The following is a 20367-nucleotide window of genomic DNA, read 5'->3' as shown; positions in this document are numbered from 1 at the left end:
CGAAAGAGGGCTAACAGGCACATCTCAGTCGGCTGGGTTGGGCCGGCTTTGCCGCCCATCGCAACTGAAGACGCTCTTGCACCTAACACCAGTTTCATCCGCCAATTGCAAATTGCTCTTATTCAAATATCTACAGCCTGCTAAGCTTGCTCGCCGATTTTAAGCTCAAGTCCAGGACCGTGGATGTCTCTGCTTCGTCTCTCCCCCCTACTGCTGGCCGCTGCCCTGGCTGCCTGTGATGACGCGCCGCCGCGTTTCACTGAGGCCGAGCCGGGCGAAGCGTTGTCGGGGGGTGAGACGACGGTCAAGCGTGGCGATCGAAATGCGTTTTCTCTGCCGGCGGCGAACCTTTCCCACGAGCGGCGTCTGGATTTTGCGGTGGGCAACAGCTTTTTCCGCAACCCGTGGGTGATCGCCCCCTCCACCACCACGGCGCGCGATGGGCTGGGGCCGTTGTTCAACACCAACGCCTGTATCAACTGCCACATCCGTGACGGTCGTGGCCATCCACCCGAGCCTGACGCCAGCAACGCCGTGTCGATGCTGGTGCGCCTGTCGATCCCTGACCAGCCGGCCTACGTGGAAGAAATCAAGCGCCTGGGTGTGGTGCCGGAGCCGGTGTATGGCACGCAGTTGCAGGACATGGCCATTCCCGGCGTGCGCCCCGAGGGCAAGGTGCGGGTCGCGTACACCACGCACACGGTGAACTTCGCCGACGGCCACAGCGTTGAGTTGCGCCAGCCGCAGTTGCAGATCACCCAGCTCGGCTATGGCCCGATGCACCCGGACACGCGCTTCTCGGCGCGCATTGCGCCGCCGATGATCGGCCTGGGTTTGCTCGAGGCGATTGCCGAGAAGGACATCCTCGCCAACGCCGACCCGGATGACCGCAACGGCGATGGCATTCGCGGCCGGCCGAACCTTGTGTGGGATCAGGCCCAGCAGAAAACCGTGCTCGGGCGCTTCGGCTGGAAGGCCGGCCAGCCCAATGTCAATCAGCAGAACGTGCACGCCTTCGCAGGCGACATGGGCCTGACCACCACCTTGCAGCCGGTCGACGACTGCACTGCAGCGCAGACCGACTGCCGCGCCGCGCCCAATGGCGACGGCGAAAACGGCGAGAAGGAAGTCAGCGACAACATCCTGCGCCTGGTGACGTTCTACACCCGCAACCTCGGCGTGCCGGCGCGACGTAACGTCGGCGATGCCCAAGTGCTGGCCGGCAAGAACCTGTTCTTCCAGGCCGGCTGCCAGGGCTGCCATACCCCGCAGTTCACCACGGCCGGCGATGCCGCCGAGCCGGAACTGGCCGGCCAGGTGATTCGCCCCTACAGTGACCTGCTATTGCATGACATGGGCCCAGGCCTTGCCGACAACCGCAGCGAGTTCGCCGCAGGCGGGCAAGACTGGCGCACCCCGCCGCTGTGGGGCATCGGCCTGACCCAGAACGTCAGTGGCCACACTCAGTTTCTCCATGATGGCCGTGCCCGCACGCTGCTCGAGGCCGTGCTCTGGCACGGCGGCGAGGCAGAAAAAGCCCGCCAGCATGTGCTGACCTTCGATGCCGAGCAGCGCGCCGCGCTGCTGGCGTTCCTGAACTCACTTTAAAACGCGCAAGGAGCCGGGCATGTTCCGACCCAAACTGTTGTTCACCAGCCTCGCCGCACTCGCCCTCGGCGCCTGCTCGCCGCAGGACCCGCAAGCAGTCACCTCGGCCGCCATCGCCAAGCAAGTGATCCTGCCCACCTACAGCCGCTGGGTCGAAGCCGACAAGCAGCTGGCCGCCAGCGCCCTGGCCTTCTGCGAGGGCAAGGAATCGCTGGAAAAAGCCCGCGCCGACTACCTCAACGCGCACAAGGCCTGGTCTGAGCTGCAGCCGCTGCTGGTCGGTCCGCTGGCCGAGGGCAACCGCCCCTGGCAAGTGCAGTTCTGGCCCGACAAGAAGAACCTGGTCGGCCGTCAGGTCGAGCAGTTGGTCAATGGTGACAAACCCGTCGATGCGCAGACCCTGGGCAAATCCAGCGTCGTGGTGCGCGGCCTGTCGGCCTACGAGTACATCCTCTTCGACAGCAAGCCGGATATCGCCACTGACGAGCAGAAAGCCCGTTACTGCCCGCTGCTGGTGGCCATCGCCGAGCACCAGAAGGCCCTGGCCGAAGAGATCCTCAAGGGCTGGAACAGCACCGACGGCATGCTCTCGCAGATGACCAAGTTCCCCAACCAGCGCTACGCCGACTCCCACGAGGCGATCGCCGACCTGCTGCGTGCCCAGGTCACCGCCCTGGATACCCTGAAGAAAAAACTCGGCGCACCGATGGGCCGTCAGAGCAAGGGCATCGCCCAGCCACTGCAAGCCGAAGCCTGGCGCAGCCACAGCTCGATGAAAAGCCTCGAGGCCAGCCTCAAGGCGGCCCAGGCGGTCTGGCTCGGGGTCGACAACAAAGGCCTGCGCGGCCTGCTCGGCAAAGACCAGGAAGCCCTGGCGCAGAAGATCGACGACGCCTACGCCACCTCGATCAAGCTGCTCGAAGACAACCAGCAGACCCTCGGCGAACTGCTGGCCGACGATGCCGGCAAACAGCGTCTGAACCAGATCTACGACAGCCTCAACGTCGTCCACCGTCTGCACGAAGGCGAACTGGCCAAGGCCTTGAACATTCAACTGGGCTTCAACGCCAACGACGGTGACTGACATGCTGCGACGCCAGGCCCTGAAACTCGGTAGCGCCCTGCTCAGCGCCCTGAACCTGGGTGGCTGGAGCCTGGCGCGCAACGCCGGCAGCACCCCGCTGCTGCTCTCGGCGCGAGACGACAGCGACGGCAAACACTACGCCGTCGGCTATCGGCTCGACGGCAGCGAGGTGTTCGCCACTGCGGTGAACCAGCGCTGCCACGCCATCGTCAATCACCCGAGCAAGCCGCTGGCACTGTTCGTCGCCCGCCGCCCGGGCACCGAGAGCTACCTGATCGACCTGCGCGATGGCCGCCTGCTGCAGACCCTCACCTCGCAGCCCAACCGGCACTTCTACGGCCACGCCGTTCTGCACAAGGACGGCGAATGGTTGTACGCCACCGAGAACGACACCACCGACCCCGGTCGTGGCGTGCTCGGGGTGTACCGCTTCGAAGGCGACCGATTGCACTACACCGGCGAGATTCCCACCCACGGCATCGGCCCCCATGAACTGGCCTGGCTGCCCGATGGCGAAACCCTGGTGGTGGCCAACGGCGGCATCCGCACCGAGGCCGAAAGCCGCGTCGAGATGAACCTCGACGCCATGCAGCCAAGCCTGGTGCTGATGCAGCGCGACGGCACCCTGCTCAGCCAGGAAACCCTCAGCCAGCAGATGAACAGCGTGCGCCACCTGGCCATTGCCCGAGACGGCACGGTGCTCGCCTGTCAGCAGTATATGGGCGCCGCCGAAGACACTCCGGAGCTGCTGGCGATCAAGCGTCCGGGACAGCCGTTCCAGGCATTCCCGGTGGCCGCGAGCCAGTTGCAGAGCATGGCCCACTACACCGCCAGTGTGGCCGTGCATGACGAGCTGCGCCTGGTGGCGCTGACCGCGCCGCGGGCCAACCGTCTGTTCATCTGGGAGCTGGACAGCGGCGCGGTGCGCCTGGATGCACCGATGCCGGACTGCGCCGGGGTAGCGGCGGTGAACGATGGCTTCGTCGTTACCTCCGGCCAGGGCCGCTGCCGCCTGTACGACTGCCGCAAGGCAGAACTGATCGGCCAGCCGCTGAAGTTGCCCTCGGGGCTGTGGGACAACCATCTGCATCTGATCTGAACGGTGTTGCAGCGGATGACCGGGGCTCGGCGCTCAGCTTGCCCCTGTCGCCGCGGGGCCTAGCTTGGTTATACTTCCCGGCTTTCCCGAATTAATGCCTAAGGGTCCCGCCGCGCATGGATAAGACCTACCAGCCGCACGCCATCGAAACTTCCTGGTACACCACCTGGGAGGCCGAAAACTACTTCGCCCCACAAGGTGCAGGTGAGTCGTACACCATCATGATCCCGCCGCCGAACGTCACCGGCAGCCTGCACATGGGTCACGGCTTCAACAACGCCATCATGGATGCGTTGATCCGCTTCCGTCGCATGCAGGGGCGCGACACCCTTTGGCAACCGGGCACCGACCACGCCGGTATCGCCACGCAGATGCTGGTCGAGCGTCAGCTCGAAGCCAAGGGGCAGAACCGTCACGATCTGGGCCGCGAGCCGTTCCTGGAAAAGATCTGGGAATGGAAAGAACAGTCCGGCGGCAACATCAGCCGGCAGATCCGCCGCCTGGGCTCGTCGGTGGACTGGACCCGCGAGCGCTTCACCATGGACGACGGCCTGTCCGATGCGGTCAAGGAAGCCTTCGTGCGCCTGCACGAAGATGGCCTGATCTACCGCGGCAAGCGCCTGGTCAACTGGGACACCAAGCTGCACACGGCCATTTCCGACCTGGAAGTGGAAAGCCATGACGAGCGCGGTCACCTGTGGAACCTGCGCTACCCATTGGCTGACGGCGCCACCACCGCCGATGGCGAGGCTTACCTGGTGGTCGCCACCACCCGTCCGGAAACCCTGCTGGGCGATGCCGCGGTTGCGGTCAACCCCAACGACGAGCGCTACCAGGCGCTGATCGGCAGCTTCGTCGACCTGCCGCTGGTGGGCCGGCGCATTCCGATCGTCGCCGACGACTACTGCGACCCGGAGTTCGGCACCGGCTGCGTGAAGATCACCCCGGCGCACGACTTCAACGACTATGAAGTGGGCAAGCGTCACAACCTGCCGCTGCTCAACATCTTCGACAAGAACGCCTGCGTGCTCGGCGCCGCACAAGCCTTCAACCTCGACGGCAGCCTCAACGAGCAGGTCGACACCGCCCTGCCCGCGCAGTACGCCGGCCTCGACCGCTTCGTCGCGCGCAAGCAAGTGGTCGCCGACCTCGACGCCCTGGGCCTGCTGGTGAGCATCGATGACCATGCCCTGAAGGTGCCCAAGGGCGACCGTTCCGGCACCGTCATCGAGCCATGGCTGACCGACCAGTGGTACGTGTCGACCAAACCCCTGGCCGAGCCCGCCATCGCTGCGGTGGAAGACGGCCGTATCGAATTCGTGCCCAAGCAGTACGAGAACATGTACTTCTCGTGGATGCGCGACATCCAGGACTGGTGCATCAGCCGTCAGCTGTGGTGGGGCCACCGCATTCCGGCCTGGTACGACGCTTCGGGTCGTGTCTATGTCGGTCGCAACGAGGCCGAAGTACGCGCCAAGCATGGTCTGGGCGATGACGTCGCGCTGCGCCAGGACGACGACGTGCTCGACACCTGGTTCAGCTCGGGGCTGTGGACCTTCTCCACCCTCGGCTGGCCGCAGCAGACCGAATTCCTGAAGAAATTCCACTCCACCGACGTACTGGTCACCGGCTTCGACATCATCTTCTTCTGGGTCGCCCGGATGATCATGCTGACCATGCACCTGGTCAAGAACGAGGATGGCACCCCGCAGGTGCCGTTCAAGACCGTGTACGTACACGGCCTGGTGCGCGATGGCCAGGGACAGAAGATGTCCAAGTCCAAGGGCAACGTGCTTGACCCGCTGGACATCGTCGACGGCATCACCCTCGATGCGCTGCTGGAAAAACGCACCAGCGGTCTGCTGCAGCCCAAGCTTGCGGAAAAGATCGCCAAGCAGACCAAGGCCGAGTTCCCCGAAGGCATCGCCAGCTACGGCACCGACGCCCTGCGCTTCACCTTCTGCTCGCTGGCCTCCACCGGCCGCGACATCAAGTTCGACATGGGCCGGGTCGAGGGTTACCGCAACTTCTGCAACAAGATCTGGAACGCCGCCCGCTACGTGCTGGACAAGGGCGAGGACTGCGGCCAGAACGGCGAGGCCTACGAGCTGTCGCTGGCCGACCGCTGGATCATCTCGCAGCTGCAGCGCACCGAAGCCGAGGTGACCCGTCAGCTCGAGCAGTTCCGCTTCGACCTGGCCAGCCAGGCGCTGTACGAGTTCATCTGGAACCAGTACTGCGACTGGTATCTGGAGCTGTCCAAGCCAGTGCTGTGGGATGAGCACGCACCGGTCGAACGCGCCCGCGGCACCCGCCGTACGCTGGTTCGAGTGCTGGAAGTGGCGCTGCGCCTGGCACATCCGTTCATGCCGTTCATCACCGAGGAAATCTGGCAGCGTATCGCGCCGCTGGCGGGCATCGACGGCAAGACCATCATGCTGCAGCCATGGCCGGTGGCGGTCGAGGCGCGCATCGACAGCGCTGCCGAGGGCGACATCGAGTGGCTCAAGGAGCTGATGGTCGGCCTGCGCAACATCCGCGCCGAGATGAACATCGGTCCTGGCAAGCCACTGCCGCTGTTCCTCAAGAATGCCAGCGCCGAAGACCAGCGCCGCCTGCAGGAAAACGAAGCGCTGCTGAAGAAGCTGGCCAAGGTCGAGTCCTTCACCGTGCTCGCTGAGGCCGAAGAGGCGCCGCTGTCGGCCACCGCACTGGTGGGCGATCTGCAAGTGCTGGTGCCGATGGCCGGGCTGATCGACAAGGATGCCGAACTGGCGCGCCTGAACAAGGAAATCCAGCGCCTGCAAGGCGAAGTGCAGCGGGTGGGCGGCAAGCTGTCCAACGCGGCCTTCGTCGACAAGGCGCCGCCTGCGGTGATCGACAAGGAACGGGCCAAGCTGGCCGAGGCCGAACAGGCCCTGGCCAACTTCACCGAGCAGCACGCACGCATCGCTGCGCTGTAATCTGGCCTCGTCCGCCCCTGCTGGCTGTGCAGGGGCGGACAGTCCACAACCCGGACCCGCAATGACCGAGAACAAACCTACCCTGCATCCGCGCAACCGCCATCAGGGCCGCTACGACTTCCCCGCGCTGATCAAGGCGCATCCCGAGCTGGGCCGCTTCACCCTCACCAATCCCCACGGCAAACCCAGCATCGACTTCGCCAACCCTGAAGCCGTGCGGGTGTTCAACCGCGCCCTGCTCAAGGCGCAGTACGGCATCGTCCATTGGGACATTCCGCCCGATTACCTGTGTCCGCCCATTCCGGGCCGGGCCGACTACATCCATGTCCTGGCCGACCTGCTCGGCGAGGATGCCGGTGGCCAGATTCCGCGCGGCGCCCAGGTGCGCGTGCTGGACATCGGCGTCGGCGCCAACTGCATCTATCCGCTGCTGGGCCACAGCGATTACCGCTGGCGCTTCGTCGGCTCGGACATCGATGCCGTCGCCCTCGCCTCGGCCAAGGCCATCGTTCAGGCCAACGGCCTGGGCAAAGCCATCGGCCTGCGCCAGCAAGGCAACCCCACCGCGATCCTCAGCGGCTTGCTGCAAGCGGACGAGCGCTTCGACCTCACCCTGTGCAACCCCCCCTTCCACAGCTCGCGGGAAGAGGCCACCCGCGGCAGCTCGCGCAAGTGGAAAAGCCTCGGCAAGCAAGACCCCAAGCGTCGCCTGCCGGTGCTGAACTTCGGCGGGCAGAACAATGAACTGTGGTGCAGCGGCGGCGAGATTCGCTTCGTCAGCCAGCTGATCGCCGAGAGCGTGGCCTGCGCCGGGCAGGTGTTGTGGTTCACCAGCCTGGTGTCCAAGGCCAGCAACCTGCCCGGCATCGAGGCAGCGCTGGACAAGGCCGGGGTCGCCGCGCGGCAGGTGGTGGAAATGGGCCAGGGGCAAAAACGCAGCCGCATGGTGGCCTGGAGCTTCCATGACCTGGCAGCGCGTCGCGCCTGGCATGCCCGCGGTAAATCGCAGCCATGAAAAAAGCCGCGTCCGGCAAGCGGACGCGGCTTTCAACGCATCGACAATTACTTGTTGATGGAGTCGGTCAGAACCTTGGCAGGTACGAACTTGACGACTTTCTTGGCAGCGATTTCGATGGCAGCGCCAGTCGAAGGGTTGCGGCCGGTACGGGCAGGACGCTCAGAGACTTTCAGCTTGCCGATGCCTGGCAGGGTGATTTCAGCGCCGTTTTCCAGTTGGTCGGCAACGATCTGGCCCAGTTGCTCCAGAGCGTGCTTGGCGGTGGTCTTCGGCGCATCGACAGCTTCGGCGATATCAGCAATCAGTTGGTCTTTGGTCAAAGCCATGGTGATGTTCCTTCCCTATCAAATCAGTGATTAAGCAACGTGCCGGATCGTTATCGGGCCTGCCCGAATACAGATGGCGGGCCGCACCAATGGGTATGTAGATACCCATTCAAGCGTTTGGTTCGACACGACCCCAGCGGGTTGCCGGCAATGCGCCACCGATGGGGCGCAAGACCGGGCAAAACTACCACAGGCTGTCAGCGAATTCCGCTCAAGACTGCGCTTCTGGTCAGGTTTTTCAGGGGTTTGCGGAAAAAAAACGGTTTTTTGCTCAATAAATAAGCAACTGCCATTTCTGCCACGATCTGGCCACTGCGGCGCAGCCTCCCTGGGTTAAACTCTGCGGCCTGTCGCGCGGGCCACGTTCCGCCTCCACCTGAGCGAGATCTTCATGCCAATCCGTCACTGCATCGTTCACCTGATCGACAAGAAGCCCGATGGCACGCCCGCCGTGCTCCATGCCCGAGAGGCCGAGCTGAGCGCTTCGGATGCCATCGAACACCTGCTGGGCGACCTCAACGACAGCTACAACGCCAAGCAGGGCAAAGCCTGGGGTCTGTTCCATGGCGAATCCGGCGCCTACCCGTTCAGCGGCTGGCTCAAGCGCTACCTGGACAACGACCAGGACTTCACTGCCTTCAGCCGCACCGCGGTCGAGCACCTGCAAAAGCTGATGGACGAATCCAACCTGTCCACCGGCGGCCATGTGCTGTTCGCCCATTACCAGCAAGGCATGACCGAGTACCTGGCCATTGCCCTGCTGCACCACAGCGAAGGCGTGGCGGTGAACGCCGAGCTGGATGTCACGCCATCACGCCACCTCGATCTGGGCCAACTGCACCTGGCTGCACGCATCAACCTGTCGGAATGGCAGAACAACCCCAACTCACGCCAGTACATTTCCTTCATCAAGGGCAAGAATGGCAAGAAGGTCTCGGAGTATTTCCGTGACTTCATCGGCTGCCAGGAAGGCGTCGACGGCCCGGGCGAGACCCGCACCTTGCTCAAGGCCTTCAGCGACTTCGTGGAAAGTGAAGACCTGGCCGAGGAAGTGGCGCGCGAAAAGACCCAGACCCTGGTCGACTACGCCACCACGCAAACCAAGAACGGAGAACCGGTGACCCTCGACGAGCTGTCCAGCCTGATCGACGAGGACCGTCCGCGAGCGTTCTTCGAACATATCCGCAACAAGGACTACGGCCTGTCGCCGGAAATCCCCGCCGACAAACGCACCCTCAACCAGTTCCGCCGCTTCACCGGCCGCGCCGAAGGCCTGTCGATCAGCTTCGAGGCACACCTGCTAGGGTCGAAGGTGGAATACGACGAAGAGGCCGGCACCTTGGTGATCAAGGGCCTACCGACGCAACTGATCGATCAGCTCAAGCGTCGCAAGGACTGAGCGGCAGGCCCTGGTAGCTGGCGACCAGGGCTTCCTTGGCGCACTTGCGCAGCTTCTTCACCAGCCGTTCCTGACGCAGCGCTTCGGGTTTGTCCGGCCACTGCTCGACATACACCAGCGCCTGCGCCGGGCTGGTCTTGAAGTAGCGCGCGCCCTGGCCCTTGCAGTGCCGCTCGAAACGGCGCTGCGGATCGTCGCTGATGCCGCAGTACAACGAACCGTTGGCGGCGCGCACCAGGTATACGTACCACGGCTTGCCCGCCGCCAACTCAGCCACGGCGCTGCTGATAGCTGCGCAGGCCTTGAAACGCCTGGCGGCGTACCTTGCCCTGCAACAGTGGTGACCAGCCCAGCAACAGCCCCGGCAGGCCCAGGGCCTGGCGCGACCAGCTCCACAGCGCGAAGCTGTCTTCATGGCGGCAGATCAGGCCATCTCGCAGTTGGAAGCGTGCCTGTACGTCGTTGACCACCCTGCGCGCGCGCGGCCCGAAACGATAACTGGCCCGCCAGTGCGCGCTGGCGCTGTCGCCGCAGGCACGCACGTCATCGACACTCACCTCGAGCTGCTCGGCACGACTGACCAACATGCGCCACATGTCGCCGGCATCAAGACCGCGCAAAGTGCCGAAGATCGGGTCGCTGAAGACGATGTCATCGCTGTAGCAGGCCACCATCGCTTCGGCATCGCGCTGGACGAAGGCGTGGTAGAAGCGCTCGACCACTGCGCGATTGGCGTCATTCATAGGAGCATTCCTTCCAGGCTGTCGGATGCGCACGATAATCCGTCGCGGCGGCCCATGCCACGTTGATTTTCATCGTGAATGCCTACACCCGCTCGCTCACCGCCTGCACGTGCAACGCTCGACCCGCCTTCATGCCGAACATCAACGCGCCCACGCCGACTACAGCGAAGATCCAGCCCACTGCCGCCCAGCCATCGGTGAGATCGTGCACCAGGCCGACCGCGAACGGGCCCATCGAGGCCAGGGTGTAACCCACCCCCTGGGCCATGCTCGACAGGTTGGAGGCGACGTGGGCGTCCTTGGAGCGCAACACGATCAAGGTCAGCGCCAGCGCGAAGGTGCCGCCCTGCCCCAGCCCCAGCAGCACCGCCCAGCCCCACAGCCCGCTCAATGGCGCGTACAGGCAACCGAACAGCCCGGCCAGGGTCGCCAGCATCACTAAGCCGATGGTCAGCCGCTGGTCCTTGCCTCGGGTCGCCAGCCACGGCGCGCCGAGCGAGCTGAGCAGCTGCACGATCACCGAGCCGGAGAGCACCAGCCCGGCCTGCGTCGGGGTCAGGCCGCGGCCGATCAGAATCGACGGCAGCCAGCCGAAGACGATGTAGGCCAGCGATGACTGCAGGCCCATGTACAGGGTCACCTGCCAGGCCAGCGGATCACGCCACAGGCCGCGCACCCGGTAAGCCACCTTGTGCGCGCCGTGGCCATGCCTGGCCTGTGGCGCCCAGAACACCATCGCCAGCAGCGCCGGCAGCATCCACACGCCCAGGCCGATGGCCCAGCTGTCGTCGAAGAAACGACTGACCGGCACCGTGGCACCGGCGGCCAGCGCCGCGCCAAGGCACAGGGCCATGGTGTAGACGCCCATGAGAATACCGGCGTGGCGGGGGAAGTCGCGCTTGACGATACCCGGCAGCAGCACGCCGATGACGCCGATGCTGGCACCGGCCAGCAGGCTGCCGGCGAACAGCCCGGCCACCCCGAGCAGGCTACGCAGCACGATGCCCAGCGCCAGGGTCAGGAGAATGCCAAGCACCACCCGCTCGGCACCGAAGCGCCGCGCCAGGCGGGGCGCCAATGGCGCGAACAGGCCCAGGCAGAGCACCGGCAAGGTGGTCAGCAGCCCTGCCGCCGAAGCACTCAGGCCAAGGCTGCGGCTGACCTCACCGAGCAGTGGCGCCATGCTCGACAAGGCCGGGCGCAGGTTCAACGCCACCAGTACCAGGCCCAGCAGCAGCAACCAACTGCGCTGGGTCGGGGCTGGGGTGTGCTGAACCTGATCGTCGTCGGCCTCGGCGTCGATCAGCAGTTCGTCGAGCTCGTGGCCCGATGCGGTGGAGCGTTGCAGGGGTGAATCAGCCATGGCGGGCTCCCGGTCAGGATTCGATAAGGGCACGCATCAGCCGCTTGGCCTGCTGCGGGTCGTGGCCTTCGAGGGCATCGACGATCTCCACATGCAGATCGAAGGTCGCCTGGCAGCGCGGGGCGCGGGTCATGTTGTGCTCGACCGCGGCGCGTACCAGGCCTGAGAAGTAACGGTACAGCTCGCTCAAGGCCGGGTTGTGCGCGGCATCGACCAGGCGCTGGTGAAACACCATGTCGGCGCACAGGTAAGCCTCGACCTCGCCGTGAAAATGCCCACGGCTGTGCTCCAGCGCTTCGCGCAGCTCGCGCAGGTCGTCGGCGGTGCAGCGTTCGGCGGCCAGGGCGATGGCTTCGGCTTCCAGCACATGCCGCGCTTCGCGGGCGTGCTCAATGGTGCAGCGCGACAACGCCAGCACCGCTTGCAGGGGGTCTTGCACGGTGCGCAGGTAACTGCCGTCGCCTTGGCGGATTTCCACCAGGCCACTGAAGGCCAGCACGCGCATGGCTTCACGCACGGTGTTGCGGCTGATGCCCAGCTCGCTCGCAAGCTCGGGTTCGGTGGGTAGGCGGTCGCCCACGGCCCAGGCGCCTTCCGCAATGCGCTGGCGCAGTTGCTCCACGGCCTGTACGACGAGGGAGCGCTTGATAAGGGTAGACATTGGGTCAACCAGTCATCCGATGAATTAACCAAGGTGTGCGAGCGTACGCCTGCGCACGGTTCGGCGCAATGCCGTTCTTGATAGAGGGACAAAGACCCGGCTCGCTTCACGCCAGCCGGGTCAGGTGCAGCGCTTAATCCAGCGCGTCGAGCAGCGCCTGGTTCATCTCAGGCGTGCCGATGGTGATACGCAGGAACTGGGCGATCCGCGCCTGCTTGAAGTGACGAACGATCACCCCCTGCTCGCGCAAGCGCGCGGCCAGTTGCGCGGCGTCGTGCTGCGGATGGCGGGCGAAGACGAAGTTGGCCGCCGACGGCAGCACCTCGAAGCCCTTGGCGAGCAAGTGCTCGACCAGGCGCTCGCGGCTGTCGATGACCTTGCGCCGAGTTGCCTCGAAGTAGTCACGGTCATCGAACGCGGCACTCGCCCCGGCAATCGCCGCGCGGTCCAGCGGGTAGGAGTTGAAGCTGTTCTTGACGCGCTCCAACGCCTCGATCAAGTCAGGGTGCCCTACCGCCAGGCCCACGCGCAGACCGGCCAGCGAACGCGACTTGGACAGCGTCTGGGTCACCAGCAGGTTGTCGTAACGATCGACCAGGGCGATGGCGGTGTCGCCGCCAAAGTCGATATAGGCCTCATCGACCACCACCACCGAGTCAGGGTTGGCTTGCAGCAGGGTCTCGATGGCCTGCAACGGCAACAGGCAACCGGTCGGTGCGTTGGGGTTGGGGAAGATGATGCCGCCATTGGGCTTGCAGTAGTCCTCGACGCGAATCTGGAACTGCTCATCCAGTGCCACCTGCTGGTAGTCGATGCCGTACAGGCCGCAATAGACCGGGTAGAAGCTGTAGCTGATGTCAGGGAACAGCAGCGGCGCGTCGTGCTGCAACAGGCCGTGGAAGATGTGCGCGAGCACCTCGTCCGAGCCGTTGCCGACGAACACCTTGGCGGTGTCGACGCCGTAGTAACCGGCCACCGCCTGTTTGAGGCGGTCGCTGTTCGGGTCAGGGTACAGGCGCAAATCGTCGCTTAGTTCGTCGCGCATGGCCTCGAGCGCCTTGGGCGATGGGCCGTACGGGTTTTCATTGGTGTTGAGCTTGATCAACCGCGCCAGCTTGGGCTGCTCGCCCGGTACGTAAGGCACCAGGTCCTTGACGAAGGGGCTCCAGAATCGACTCATGTTCAGTTCCCCTTGTCTTGGTCGAGGATGCGATATTCGGCGCTGCGGGCGTGGGCCGTGAGCGATTCGCCACGGGCCAGCACCGAAGCGGTTTGGCCAAGCTCGGAGGCACCCTGCTCGGAGCAGTAGATGATCGACGAACGCTTCTGGAAGTCATACACCCCCAGTGGCGACGAGAAGCGCGCGGTGCCCGATGTCGGCAGCACGTGGTTGGGACCGGCGCAGTAGTCGCCCAGGGCTTCGCTGGTGTGGCGCCCCATGAAGATCGCCCCGGCATGCCGAATGTGCGGCAACCAGGCCTGCGGATCGGCCACCGACAGCTCCAGGTGCTCGGGCGCAATACGGTTGGCCACCTCGATGGCCTGCTGCATGTCGCGCACCTGAATCAGCGCGCCGCGGCCATTGATGGATTTTTCGATGATTTCGGCGCGCTCCATGGTCGGCAGCAGCTTGTCGATGCTGACCGCGACGCGGTCGAGGAACTCGGCATCCGGGCTGACCAGAATCGCCTGGGCGTCCTCGTCGTGCTCGGCCTGGGAGAACAGGTCCATGGCGATCCAGTCCGGGTCGGTCTGACCGTCACAGACCACGAGGATTTCCGAGGGGCCGGCGATCATGTCGATGCCCACCTGGCCGAACACATGGCGCTTGGCGGTGGCCACGTAGATGTTGCCGGGGCCGACGATCTTGTCGACCTGCGGCACGCTCTCGGTGCCATAGGCCAGCGCCGCCACGGCTTGCGCACCGCCAACGGTGAACACGCGGTCGACCCCGGCGATGCACGCCGCGGCCAACACCAGTTCGTTGACTTCGCCACGCGGAGTCGGCACCACCATCACCACCTCGGCAACCCCGGCCACCTTGGCGGGAATGGCGTTCATCAGCACCGACGAGGGGTAGGAGGCCTTGCCGCCCGGCACGTACAGACCGGCGCGATCGAGCGGCGTGACCTTCTGCCCGAGCACCGTGCCATCGGCTTCGGTGTACTGCCAGGAGTCCTGCTTCTGCCGCTCGTGGTAGATGCGAACGCGCTCGGCGGCCTTTTCCAGCGCGGCGCGCTGCTCGGGGGTGATGCGCGTCAGCGCCAGTTCCAGGCGTTCGCGACCCAGGATCAGGTCGGCGATGCCGCTGGCCTGCACGCCGTCGAAGCGCTGGGTGTATTCCACCAGCGCCGCGTCGCCGCGCTCACGCACGCCCTTGATGATGTCGAGCACGCGCTGGTTGACCGCGTCATCGGAAACACTTTCCCAGCTCAGCAGATGATCCAGATGTCGGGCGAACTCGGCATCGGCAGCGTTGAGACGGGCAATTGCAGTAGACACGGTCATGGCGTGGGCCTCGATTGATTAGCGGGTGTTCAGGCGCCCGAAACGACCGACCCAATCCGCGCGGGCACCTGAACGACGGGCAGTGACGCGGAGGGACGGGCGCGACCCCAGCGGGTCGCGCGCAAGTCAGCCGCGGTGTCGAGACTCGACAGCCCGGCGCAGGGCTTCGATGAGGTGCTGGATTCGCGCGTGCTGCATCTTCATCGATGCCTTGTTGACCACCAGGCGCGAGCTGATGGTCGCGATCAGTTCCTGCGGCTCCAGGCCGTTGGCGCGCAAGGTGTTGCCGGTGTCGACCACGTCGATGATCTTGTCCGCGAGGTTGATCAGCGGTGCCAGCTCCATCGAGCCGTACAGCTTGATGATGTCGACCTGACGGCCCTGCTCGGCGTAGTAACGCTTGGCGACGTTGACGAACTTGGTCGCCACGCGCAGGCGGCCCTTGGGTTCGGCGGCGCCGACCGCGCCTGCAGTCATCAGCTTGCACTGGGCGATCTGCAGGTCGAGCGGCTCGTACAGGCCCTGGCCACCGTATTCCATCAGCACGTCCTTGCCCGCCACGCCGAGGTCGGCGGCGCCGTGCTCGACGTAGGTCGGCACGTCGGTGGCACGGACGATCAGCAGGCGCACATCGTCCTGGGTGGTGGGGATGATCAGCTTGCGGCTCTTGTCCGGATTCTCGGTCGGCACGATGCCGGCCTCTGCCAGCAACGGCAGGGTGTCATCGAGAATACGGCCCTTGGATAGCGCGATGGTCAACATGGGAAGCGTCGTTCCTTAAGCGGCTGCAGCCGGCCGGACCCAAGGCCCGACCGTATTCGATTCGGCTGGCGCGTCCCTGCGCCGGTCACAGACTAGCCCGGTACGCGGCGGATCTTCGCGCCCAGCATCTGCAGTTTTTCCTCGATGCATTCGTAACCACGGTCGATGTGGTAGATCCGGTCGATCAGCGTGTCGCCCTCGGCGACCAGCGCCGAGAGCACCAGGCTGGCCGACGCGCGCAGGTCGGTGGCCATGACCGGAGCGCCCTTGAGCGTAGGCGTACCGGTGACGATGGCGGTGTTGCCCTCGACCTGAATCTGCGCGCCCATGCGGTGCATTTCATACACGTGCATGAAGCGGTTTTCGAAGATGGTTTCGATCACAGCGCCGGTGCCTTCGGCAATGGCGTTGAGGGAAATGAACTGCGCCTGCATGTCGGTTGGGAACGCCGGATACGGCGCGGTGCGCAGGTTGACGGCCTTGGGCCGCTTGCCGTGCATGTCCAGGGCGATCCAGTCTTCACCAGTGGTGATCTCGGCGCCGGCTTCCTTGAGTTTCTCAAGCACCGCTTCCAGGATGGTCGGGTCGGTGTCCTTGAGCTTGACCCGGCCACCGGTGACGGCCGCTGCCACCAGGTAGGTACCGGTTTCGATGCGGTCGGGCATGACCCGGTAGTGGGCCGAGTGCAGACGCTCGACGCCATCGATGGTGATGGTGTCGGTGCCGGCGCCCTGGATCTTCGCGCCCATGGCGATCAGGAAGTTGGCCAGATCCACCACTTCCGGTTCACGGGCAGAGTTCTGCAGCACGCTGCGGCCGCGCGCCAGGGCGGCAGCCATCATGATGTTCTCGGTGCCGGTGACGCTCACGGTATCGAAGAAGAAGTGTGCGCCGCGCAGCCCGCCTTCGGGCGCCTCGGCCTTGATGTAGCCGCCTTCGACTTCGATCTTCGCGCCCATGGCTTCCAGGCCACGGATGTGCAGGTCGACTGGACGCGAGCCGATGGCGCAGCCACCGGGCAAGGCCACTTCAGCCTTGCCGAAGCGCGCGACCATTGGCCCCAGGACCAGGATCGAGGCGCGCATGGTCTTGACCAGCTCGTAGGGCGCGACCAGGGTCTTGATGGTGCGCGGGTCGATTTCCACCGAGAGCTTTTCATCGATCACAGGCTCGATGCCCATGCGCCCGAACAGCTCGATCATGGTGGTGATGTCGTGCAGGTGCGGCAGGTTGCCGACCGTGACCGGGCCATCGGCCAGCAGGGTCGCTGCAAGAATCGGCAGGGCGGCGTTCTTCGCCCCGGAGATGCGGATCTCGCCGTCGATGCGGGCGCCGCCAGTGATAATCAGTTTGTCCATTGCAATCTCGCCGCCAAAGTTAGGCTCAGGTGCGCTCAGCCCAGGCTGCGCTGCTGAAAAATTTCATGGTTATCGCGTGGATGCTGCCGTCGGCGATCCATGGGTTCAGGTGAGCGTAGATCGCTTGCTGACGCTTGACCGGGCTCTGCCCGGCCAGCTCATCGCTGATCACGTTCAGCTGGAAATTGCAGCCCTGGCCTTCAACTTCGACCCGGGTTCCCGGCAATTTCTCTTCAAGGAAGCTCTTAACGTCTACGGCCTGCATGCTCAACCTCAATCGGCGCCCAGTGCGCGGGGGTCGGCCATGATACAAAAAAGCCCCCCGCCTGCGAAGCCCAACAGCGGGCGCGCTGACCGAGGGGCTATGTGGCTGGCAGACTCAGGCGTCGGCCAGCACCTGATCGAGATCGTAGACCTCGGCGATTTCTCGCATGTGCTGCGGCAAGCCACGCAGTTCGCAGAACTTGCCGGCGCCGGTGATATCGCGCAGAAAACCCAGCAGCAACGACAACCCGACGCTGGAGGAATGGCTCACCGCCGTGCAGTCGAGCACCACCTGTGAGCCCTTGCATGCGGCAATCAATGCCGCCCCCTGCTTGCGCAGCGCAGGACCGCTGCGATAGTCCAGCACACCCGACAAGCGCAGAACGCCTGGCTCGGCCATGCTTACGCCCGCCTCGTTCATTGCACTTCCTTGTCCGTCGAGCTGTCGGCGGCCTGCTTGGCCTTGGCCACTTCGCCCGCCCAGTTGTCGATGGTGCGATCGAGATTGTTGCCGTTGCGCTGCATGGCGTCGGCGAACTGGTCACGGAACAGCTTGCCGATGTTGATGCCATTGACGATCACGTTGCGCACCTTCCACTCGCTGCCCAGCTTGACCAGGGTGTACTGCACCGGATAGGTAGCGCCGTTGTTGCCTGCCACCTTCATGGTCACGCTGGCGCGCTCGCCATCATCGCTGCGCGCAGGATCGACGGTGATGCCCTGGTTGTTGTACTCGAGCAATGCGTTGCCATAGAACTGCATCAGGCTGCGCTTGAAGTTCTCCTGGAAGCGCTGCATCTGCGCCGGCGTCGCCTTGCGCGAATACTTGACGGTCATGATGCTCTTGGAAATGCCGTCGGCATCGACGACTGGGCCCAGAATGCTGTTGAGCGAGTTGTAGAACGCCTGGGGGTCGGAACGGTAGCGCTCCTTGTTGACCTTCAGGTCCGACAACAGGGCGTCGGTGGTGCTGGTGATCACCTCATGGGCCGATTGCCCAGGTGCCGCCATCGCCAGCATGGGCAGGCTTGCCAGCAGCACCAGCAGACCACGTCGCAAAATCGAAATCATGGAGACTCCTTAATTAGCTGGGGGGGCTTCTTTGGCTTCTTTGCCGACCGAATTGAGCAGGAACTTGCCGATCAGGTCTTCGAGCACGAGCGAGGACTGGGTGTCATGGATGGTACTGCCTTCCTTGAGCACCTGGTCTTCGCCACCGACGCTGATGCCGATGTACTTCTCGCCCAGCAAGCCGGCGGTCAGGATCGAGGCAGTGGAGTCGGTCGGCAGGTTGTCGACGCTCTGCTCCAGTTGCAAGGTGACCCGTCCGGTGTAGCTGTCGCGATCCAGATCGATGGCGGTGACCTTGCCGATGGTCACACCGGCCATGGTCACTTTGGCTCTGACCGTAAGACCGGCGATATTGTCGAAATATGCATAAACTTTATAGGTGTCGCTCGCAGGGCTCGCAGACAGCCCGCTGACACGGAGCGCGAGGAGCAACAACGCCAGAATCCCAGCCAGCAGGAACAGGCCGACACCGATTTCCAGGGTGCGGTTTTGCATCAGAAGTCTCCAAACATCAAGGCGGTCAGAATGAAGTCCAGACCCAGGACGGCCAGCGAGGCGTAAACTACGGTCTTGGTCGTGGCGCGACTGATCCCCTCGGATGTGGGCTCGCAGTCATAGCCTTGGAATACGGCGATCCAGGTCACCACGAAGGCGAATACCAGGCTCTTGATCACCCCATTGAGCACGTCGCCGCTGAACGACACGCTGTTCTGCATGTTGGCCCAGAACGAGCCCTCATAGACCCCCAGCCAGTCCACGGCGACCCACGAGCCACCCCAGATACCGACCACGCTGAAGATCAGCGCCAGCAACGGCAGGGAAATGAAGCCGGCCCACAGACGTGGCGCGACGATGTACTTGAGCGGGTCGACACCGATCATTTCCAGGCTCGACAACTGCTCGGTGGATTTCATGTTGCCGATTTCCGCCGTCAGCGCCGAGCCGGCACGGCCGGCGAACAGCAACGCGGTCACCACAGGTCCCAGCTCACGCAGCAGGGTCAGGGCGATCATCTGCCCGACCGCCTGCTCTGAACCGTACTTGGTGAGAATGCTGTAGCCCTGCAGCGACAGCACCATGCCGATGAACACCCCCGACACGGCGATGATCGCCAGCGACAGCACGCCGACCGAGTACAGCTGCTTGACCAACAGCGAGAAGCCGCCACCGATGCCGCCGCGCCCCATCAGCGCGTGGCCGAGGAACAGGCACGAACGGCCCAGCACCGCCACGATGTCGATGGCGGCGCGGCCGAACAGGCGGATGCGTTCGAGTATGGAAGTGTTGCGCATCAACGCGCCCCCAGCAGATCGGCGCGGTAATCAGGCGCAGGAAAGTGAAACGGCACCGGGCCGTCGGGATCGCCCTTCATGAACTGGCGAATACGCGGGTTGTCCGAGCCCATCAGCTCGGCCGGGGTGCCCTGCCCGAGTACTTGGCCATCACCCACGACATAGATGTAGTCGGCGATGCTGGCGGTTTCGGCCAAGTCGTGGGAAACCACGATACTGGTGATGCCCAGGGCATCGTTGAGCAAACGAATCAGGCGCACCAACACGCCCATGGCGATGGGGTCCTGGCCTACGAACGGTTCGTCGTACATGAGGATCTGCGGATCGAGCGCAATCGCCCGGGCCAGCGCGACGCGGCGCTTCATGCCCCCGGACAACTCATCGGGCATCAGGCCGATGGCACCGCGCAGCCCGACGGCCTGCAGCTTCATCAGCACGATGTCGCGGATCATTTCCTCGGGCAGTTCGGTATGCACGCGCAGCGGAAAGGCCACGTTCTCGAAGACGTCGAGATCGGTGAACAGCGCACCGCTCTGGAACAGCACGCCCATCTGTTTGCGTGCATCGAACAGTTCACTACGCGAAAGGCTCGGCAGATTCTGCCCGCCGACCCACACTTCACCGGCCGAGGGACGCAGTTGCGCACCCATCAGACGCAGCAACGTGGTTTTGCCGCAGCCGGACGGACCCATGATACCGGTCACCTTGCCACGAGGAATACGTATGTCGACGTTGTTGAAAATACTGCGCGAACCGCGCTTGAAGGACAGACCCTTCAACTCGACCGCGTAGGCGCTATCCCCACTCATCTAGACTCCTTGCGATACAGCCTCGTCTTCATGGACGCA

At 64.4% G+C, this 20367-nt stretch carries 21 protein-coding genes; 6 read left to right on the top strand and 15 right to left on the bottom strand.

The genetic code is table 11. From position 1 onward, the window contains the following. The first annotated feature begins 183 nt into the window (after positions 1 to 183). The 5 genes from H618_RS0111450 to rlmF all read left to right on the top strand — a co-directional run bounded on the left by H618_RS0111450 (position 184) and on the right by rlmF (position 7769). Positions 184 to 1608: a di-heme oxidoreductase family protein gene (locus H618_RS0111450; protein ID WP_028695200.1), complete on the top strand. Its 1425-nt coding sequence runs from the start codon at positions 184 to 186 to the stop codon at positions 1606 to 1608. Between the two features lie 19 nt (positions 1609 to 1627). Then, positions 1628 to 2692 carry an imelysin family protein gene (locus H618_RS0111445; RefSeq protein ID WP_028695199.1) on the top strand — a complete coding sequence of 355 codons (1065 nt, stop codon included), beginning with the start codon at positions 1628 to 1630 and terminating at the stop codon, positions 2690 to 2692. A gap of 1 nt (position 2693) precedes the next feature. Further along, positions 2694 to 3791 (top strand): DUF1513 domain-containing protein, encoded by a 1098-nt coding sequence (locus H618_RS0111440; protein ID WP_028695198.1) that lies wholly within the window; start codon positions 2694 to 2696, stop codon positions 3789 to 3791. A gap of 116 nt (positions 3792 to 3907) precedes the next feature. Continuing rightward, positions 3908 to 6754, top strand: a complete 2847-nt coding sequence (locus tag H618_RS0111435) for a valine--tRNA ligase (RefSeq protein ID WP_028695197.1) — start codon at positions 3908 to 3910, stop codon at positions 6752 to 6754. A 61-nt stretch (positions 6755 to 6815) separates the two neighbouring features. Then, positions 6816 to 7769, top strand: coding sequence for a 23S rRNA (adenine(1618)-N(6))-methyltransferase RlmF (gene rlmF, locus H618_RS0111430; RefSeq protein WP_028695196.1), 954 nt, complete (start codon positions 6816 to 6818; stop codon positions 7767 to 7769). Positions 7770 to 7816: 47 nt separating this feature from the next. Here the strand turns inward: rlmF and H618_RS0111425 are convergent, their stop codons facing one another. Further along, the gene (locus tag H618_RS0111425) at positions 7817 to 8098 is read right to left on the bottom strand and encodes an HU family DNA-binding protein (protein ID WP_028695195.1); all 282 of its coding nucleotides are present in this window, start codon (positions 8096 to 8098) and stop codon (positions 7817 to 7819) included. 391 nt (positions 8099 to 8489) lie between these two features. Between H618_RS0111425 and yejK the strand changes: the two genes are divergently transcribed. Further along, a complete protein-coding gene (yejK, locus tag H618_RS0111420; RefSeq protein WP_028695194.1) occupies positions 8490 to 9497 on the top strand; it encodes a nucleoid-associated protein YejK in 1008 nt (335 codons plus the stop codon). On the opposite strand, the gene H618_RS0111415 is transcribed toward yejK, so the two are convergent. The 14 genes from H618_RS0111415 to H618_RS0111345 all read right to left on the bottom strand — a co-directional run bounded on the left by H618_RS0111415 (position 9478) and on the right by H618_RS0111345 (position 20328). Next, a complete protein-coding gene (locus H618_RS0111415) occupies positions 9478 to 9774 on the bottom strand; it encodes a GIY-YIG nuclease family protein (protein WP_245586777.1) in 297 nt (98 codons plus the stop codon). The two genes, yejK and H618_RS0111415, sit on opposite strands and share 20 nt — an antisense overlap. Continuing rightward, the gene (locus tag H618_RS0111410) at positions 9767 to 10240 is read right to left on the bottom strand and encodes a nuclear transport factor 2 family protein (protein WP_028695192.1); all 474 of its coding nucleotides are present in this window, start codon (positions 10238 to 10240) and stop codon (positions 9767 to 9769) included. The genes H618_RS0111415 and H618_RS0111410 overlap by 8 nt, the downstream gene beginning before the upstream one ends. An 82-nt stretch (positions 10241 to 10322) precedes the next feature. After that, positions 10323 to 11603 (bottom strand): CynX/NimT family MFS transporter, encoded by a 1281-nt coding sequence (locus H618_RS0111405; protein WP_028695191.1) that lies wholly within the window; start codon positions 11601 to 11603, stop codon positions 10323 to 10325. A gap of 13 nt (positions 11604 to 11616) precedes the next feature. Continuing rightward, positions 11617 to 12264 carry a FadR/GntR family transcriptional regulator gene (locus H618_RS0111400; RefSeq protein WP_028695190.1) on the bottom strand — a complete coding sequence of 216 codons (648 nt, stop codon included), beginning with the start codon at positions 12262 to 12264 and terminating at the stop codon, positions 11617 to 11619. Between the two features lie 133 nt (positions 12265 to 12397). Continuing rightward, positions 12398 to 13444: a histidinol-phosphate transaminase gene (hisC, locus tag H618_RS0111395; protein ID WP_028695189.1), complete on the bottom strand. Its 1047-nt coding sequence runs from the start codon at positions 13442 to 13444 to the stop codon at positions 12398 to 12400. Positions 13445 to 13446: 2 nt separating this feature from the next. Beyond that, positions 13447 to 14772, bottom strand: a complete 1326-nt coding sequence (hisD, locus tag H618_RS0111390; protein WP_028695188.1) for a histidinol dehydrogenase — start codon at positions 14770 to 14772, stop codon at positions 13447 to 13449. 126 nt (positions 14773 to 14898) lie between these two features. After that, positions 14899 to 15534: an ATP phosphoribosyltransferase gene (hisG, locus tag H618_RS0111385; protein ID WP_028695187.1), complete on the bottom strand. Its 636-nt coding sequence runs from the start codon at positions 15532 to 15534 to the stop codon at positions 14899 to 14901. Positions 15535 to 15626: 92 nt separating this feature from the next. Continuing rightward, positions 15627 to 16892 carry a UDP-N-acetylglucosamine 1-carboxyvinyltransferase gene (gene murA, locus H618_RS0111375; protein ID WP_028695186.1) on the bottom strand — a complete coding sequence of 422 codons (1266 nt, stop codon included), beginning with the start codon at positions 16890 to 16892 and terminating at the stop codon, positions 15627 to 15629. A 25-nt stretch (positions 16893 to 16917) separates the two neighbouring features. After that, entirely contained in the window at positions 16918 to 17157 is a 240-nt protein-coding gene (locus H618_RS0111370) for a BolA family protein (protein ID WP_028695185.1), read from the bottom strand. A 114-nt stretch (positions 17158 to 17271) separates the two neighbouring features. Further along, positions 17272 to 17577, bottom strand: a complete 306-nt coding sequence (locus H618_RS0111365; protein WP_028695184.1) for an STAS domain-containing protein — start codon at positions 17575 to 17577, stop codon at positions 17272 to 17274. After that, positions 17574 to 18227: an MlaC/ttg2D family ABC transporter substrate-binding protein gene (locus tag H618_RS0111360; RefSeq protein ID WP_028695183.1), complete on the bottom strand. Its 654-nt coding sequence runs from the start codon at positions 18225 to 18227 to the stop codon at positions 17574 to 17576. The genes H618_RS0111365 and H618_RS0111360 overlap by 4 nt, the downstream gene beginning before the upstream one ends. 9 nt (positions 18228 to 18236) lie before the next feature. Continuing rightward, complete coding sequence (gene mlaD, locus H618_RS0111355) at positions 18237 to 18722, bottom strand: outer membrane lipid asymmetry maintenance protein MlaD (protein ID WP_028695182.1); 486 nt, start codon at positions 18720 to 18722, stop codon at positions 18237 to 18239. Continuing rightward, complete coding sequence (gene mlaE, locus H618_RS0111350) at positions 18722 to 19519, bottom strand: lipid asymmetry maintenance ABC transporter permease subunit MlaE (RefSeq protein WP_028695181.1); 798 nt, start codon at positions 19517 to 19519, stop codon at positions 18722 to 18724. The genes mlaD and mlaE overlap by 1 nt, the downstream gene beginning before the upstream one ends. Then, positions 19519 to 20328 (bottom strand): ATP-binding cassette domain-containing protein, encoded by an 810-nt coding sequence (locus H618_RS0111345; RefSeq protein WP_028695180.1) that lies wholly within the window; start codon positions 20326 to 20328, stop codon positions 19519 to 19521. Before H618_RS0111345 ends, mlaE begins: the two co-directional genes overlap by 1 nt. Positions 20329 to 20367: the final 39 nt, after the last annotated feature.

This window comes from Pseudomonas cremoricolorata DSM 17059 = NBRC 16634, from assembly GCF_000425745.1.
GTDB classification, from domain to species: domain Bacteria; phylum Pseudomonadota; class Gammaproteobacteria; order Pseudomonadales; family Pseudomonadaceae; genus Aquipseudomonas; species Aquipseudomonas cremoricolorata.
This window is presented reverse-complemented; position numbering and strand designations above follow the sequence as displayed.